At 64.8% G+C, this 4,184-nt stretch carries 4 protein-coding genes; all 4 read right to left on the bottom strand.

Translation table 11 applies throughout. The features are described 5' to 3' along the window. Positions 1 to 37 precede the first annotated feature (37 nt). Positions 38 to 1,213, bottom strand: a complete 1,176-nt coding sequence (locus tag BRAS3809_RS19375) for a hypothetical protein (protein ID WP_008963763.1) — start codon at positions 1,211 to 1,213, stop codon at positions 38 to 40. Between the two features lie 102 nt (positions 1,214 to 1,315). After that, positions 1,316 to 2,524 (bottom strand): hypothetical protein, encoded by a 1,209-nt coding sequence (locus BRAS3809_RS34395; RefSeq protein ID WP_008963761.1) that lies wholly within the window; start codon positions 2,522 to 2,524, stop codon positions 1,316 to 1,318. A gap of 131 nt (positions 2,525 to 2,655) precedes the next feature. After that, complete coding sequence (locus BRAS3809_RS19365) at positions 2,656 to 3,126, bottom strand: helix-turn-helix domain-containing protein (protein WP_008963760.1); 471 nt, start codon at positions 3,124 to 3,126, stop codon at positions 2,656 to 2,658. Between the two features lie 618 nt (positions 3,127 to 3,744). Further along, positions 3,745 to 4,184 (bottom strand): autotransporter domain-containing protein (locus BRAS3809_RS19360; RefSeq protein WP_035656974.1); only part of this gene is annotated, 440 nt, incomplete at its 5' end.

The raw sequence follows: 4,184 nt of genomic DNA, 5'->3' as shown, positions 1-4,184 counted from the left end.
CAACAATCGACTCGCATGAAGGCGCGGAGCGCGGCTATCAGTTTCTAAAGTTATGAGTTACGCCGAGGCGGACTCCCAGGTCGATCTTCGATCCGACCAGATGAGCGCCGATGCCGATCCCGTAGCGGCCGCTCTCGTGGGCAAAATCAGCCAGCGCGAAGAGCGACTGCGCCCTCCCGAACGACAGAGCATCGCGGCCCGGATCGGATGCCGCCGCGTATTCCAAGCCCACGCTCAGGACAGGCGAAACGACGTGCATGATGCGTGCGGTCAGCACGGTGTTCGCACCGACCGATGCGCTCAACACCAAATCGTTGGCGTCCCACCGCAGTCCGGCGAACGGGGTCACCGTCAACGCCGCGCTGGAAAGTCCGACGATGCCCCATCCGGACGGCAGCCGGCCGATCGCGATGTCTCCGACCACGCCGGCATAGAGCTCGTTCGTGATCTGCGTCGAGAACGTATTGCGCACGATCACGCCGCTGTTCGGCAGGTTACGGACCGTCTCGCCGGCGTCGCCAGCATAGGCCGCTGGGACCAGCACTCCGAGCTGATACTGCTCCGTCACCGAATAGACGGCACCGCTGACGAGCGAGGCCGTCCCGGCGACGGGCCTCGAATCGAAACTCGACACGAGGATGAGGCGCGCGGGATCAAACAGGACTCCATCGACTTTGCCGTCTTCCCGAGGGTTCGTCCGCACGGCCCCTTCCGACGCAGCGGCCGTGCGATCGGCCGGTAGCACAGACGAGTCCTCTCCATTGATCCCAGCCGCGGGGTTCCTTGGATGGACGCCCCAACGGAGATGCGCCTCGGGTGCCCGGGCAGGGTTGTTTCCGTCAGCAATCCCCTTGGTCTCAGGCGGCGCGGGCCACCCAAAGCCCATGGACACGGCCGGCGGCAGCGGGTCCAGAAGGTTGTACCGCCGGCTGAGGCCGATTGCGGACGAGGCCATACGCCCGGGCAACATTCTCAGGATCGTCCGGCCGCGGACGCGCGCATTCCAGGCAAGCGAGCGCGGATCCAGCAGCAGCGCGTGAACCGGCCGCATCGGCGTGGCCGCTTGCATCATCGACGCTCCGGCGGGATCGTCGCTTCGCGACCGGGCGTCGAGGGTGGTCGAGACAATGACGCACAGCGCCAGCGTGAAGGCACGCGGGTCGATCATGCGCGCGGGAGCGCTGCGAAAGAGCATCCTTCGCCGACCGGTCATTCACTCGTTCCTATCAGGGAGATGGTCGCAGGACGCAGTCCGGCACCAGCCTGCGATCGCGACGGTGCCGGTCTTCGATGCGGATGACAGCCTGCTCGCCCGTTACATTCTGGCGGCAAACGCCTGAATGTCGTTGAGCGTGATGTCGTCGCCGTCGAGACCCGTATGATTGACGGGAATCATCTGCTGGAAGATCGGCGTGACCTTGTTCGAGAGCTGCGCCTGGGCGGTGGACAGCGCATTCTGGTAGGCCACGGCATTGCCGTCCTTGCCGAACTGCACCTGAGCGGCGGTGACCGCCTGGCGGAACGCGGCATCGACCTGGTCGCGTTGGATGACGAGCATCGCGAGCTTCGCATTGTCGCCCGTCAGCCCAGCCGGAACCTGCTGCACCACCGGCTTGGCTGCGGGGTTGTTCGCAGCGGTCGCGGTGGTTGCGGCGTTGCCGTTGCCGGCAGCGGCAGCCGTCGCAGGTGCCGCGGGAGGCGCCGCAGCCGGCGTCTTGGCCGGTGTATTGGCCGGCGTCTTGGCGGCAAACGCCTTGATGTCCGCCAACGTGATGTCATCGCCGGCGATGCCGGTGCGATTGACCCCGATCATCTGCTGGAAGATCGGCGTGACCTTGTTCGACAGCTGGACCTGGGCGTTGGCGAGCGCGCTCTGGAAGGCGGTGGCATTGCGGTCCTTGGCAAACTGCGCTTGTGCTGCGGAGACGGCCGCCTGGAAGTCGGCCTTCACCTGATCGCGCTGAACGACCAGCCCGGCGAGCTTTGCGTTGTCCCCGGTCAACCCTGCCGGGGCCGCAGCCTGCGCCGGAGTGGCCGGCTTCACAGCCACCGCCGGGACTGTCGCAACCTTCACAGGCGCCGCCGCAACGGCCGCCGGCTTGGCGACAGCCGCCGTGCCCGCCGCCTGACCTGGGGCTGCGACGACAGGCTTCGCCGGCGCCGCCGCAACGGCTGCAGGCTTGATGGCGGCCGTCGCGCCCGCCGCCTGACCCGGTGCTGCGACCACGGGCCTGACATTGGCGGCCGCCGGGGCGGCAAGCACCGGCCTCGCGCTCGCGGCCGGCGTGATCGACATCGCCGCCGCGGGTGCGACAGCAGGCCTGGGAGCCGCCGTGATCGCCGGCGGAGTTGGCGGGACGGCAGCGGCAGGCCCCGTCGCGACCGCCGATGCCGCATAGCTCGCCGAGCCGGACAACGACACGAGACACGCGATGCAGGACATCGTCCGGCGCGTGACGCCGCCAAACGGCAGATGATCCGGCAGTTGCTGATAATGACTGCATTGCGCGAGATTGCGTTGCATACGTCTCTCCGAGGTTGGTCGGCCCCCGGTAAATTCGTGTGCGTTCAAGATGGCTGATTTTCGCTCCCCTGCCCAAACTGAGTAGGGGAGCGCCGTTCCGAGCTACGACACCACGCGCCTGCGCGCAGCGATCAGAGATCCTCGTAACTATCAATGCCGAGGCGCGACAAGTCGCGTAGAAACCTCCGCAGCAGGCGTATGTTCAGCCGCTGAATGTCGTAGTTGCTGCCGAGACGATACTCGTTCATCTGAGTGATGATGAGCCCCCGGCGCGTTTCCGTCAGCAGGCCCTTCTGGATCATCGTCTCGACGCGCCGCCTGACCGTCTCGAACGGAACGTTGAGATAGCGGGCGACGGCCGAGCGCGAAATACCCTGCTTGATGTCGTCGGGTTCGAGCGTATCGTAGTCGCCGTACTTCCTGTCCAGCGTCGGATCCTTGATGACCTTCAACGAGTTCGCATGCAGGATGGTGTAGAGAATGAGCACATCCAGCGGATTGAACTTGTAATGATGGAGGATCTCGCCGATCGAGTTCAGGAGATAGGCAACGCTGTGCCGAGAGATGGCTCGGATCGGAATGTCATCTGGCTTCGTGGTCACAGTCGCAGGGCTCCCCGCACAACGATACGATTCAGCTTTGTGCTTTGTTACGATCATTGCGATCGCCGGGGAGATTTGTCCGTTGGATCGAGGCGGCTGCCATCGGATTCGCGCGGACGCGTCCTCGCATTCGTTCGCGAGCAAGATTCGAACATCGACGTAGCCTCCCATCACGCTGCGTTTCGAGACGCAGTCCTGATTGTTTATGTCACTTAAATTTGGATGACCGATCATGCTAGCTGGCGTCACGGCCGTTCACAAGCAGTGCCCGCCATCAGCTGACCGCAAGCTGCTACCGCCGCAGACGGCAATTGACACTTACGACGAGTCTCGCGTCGCGAGCAATCACCGCTATCCTGCTGGTGCGCGTGTGGAACCACCCAAAATGCGTAGTCCGGACTACCCAAAATGTGTAGTCCGCCACAATGCGAGCACGATCGGCACTGCCGGGTTCTCCCGCGTGATACCGCCGGCCGTTGCAGCCGCACCGCGAATGGTCGACGTCGCAGAGCTTCACTCGCCGCCGGGCATGCGCCGGCTCGATTCCGAATGGCCGAAAGCCATCAAGCGACGGAACGACGGCGCGCGTTGATCCATGGCATGCCACGCTTCGCTCGCCTACCACGTGACGCGCACGCCACCTTTGCCAGCGTAGCTGCGCGAGGAGTCGTTGACGTAGATCGCCTCACCCGCCGCGAACATCGTCAGATGGCCGGACTGCCAATCGAGCCCCGCCTTGCCGAATCCACCTAGAGTTCGGGCACGATCAGATGACGAGACCAGCGTGGTCTGCCCTTCCAGTCCGACGCCGATCTGCCCGCCGGCGATGCGCTGTTGCGCGACGGCGCCTCCAGCCACATGGGCAGCGAGACGGCCGCCGCCGAGCGCGATGATGTTGGCAAGACGCAGTTCGACGCGCTCCTCCCAGGCCTGATAGTCGCGATCCACGATCGAGAGATTGGCGGTGGAACCGCTCTCCGTATAGCCACCGAAGTGCGCATTCAGGTAGCGGACTCGCAGCGCCGGCGTGAGGCTGATGTTACTCCCCCATTTCGGCT

The organism is Bradyrhizobium sp. STM 3809 (assembly GCF_000239795.1).
In the GTDB taxonomy this organism is placed as follows: Bacteria; Pseudomonadota; Alphaproteobacteria; order Rhizobiales; family Xanthobacteraceae; genus Bradyrhizobium.
Note: the sequence above shows the minus strand (reverse complement) of the source record. Positions and strands in the feature narration are given on the sequence as shown.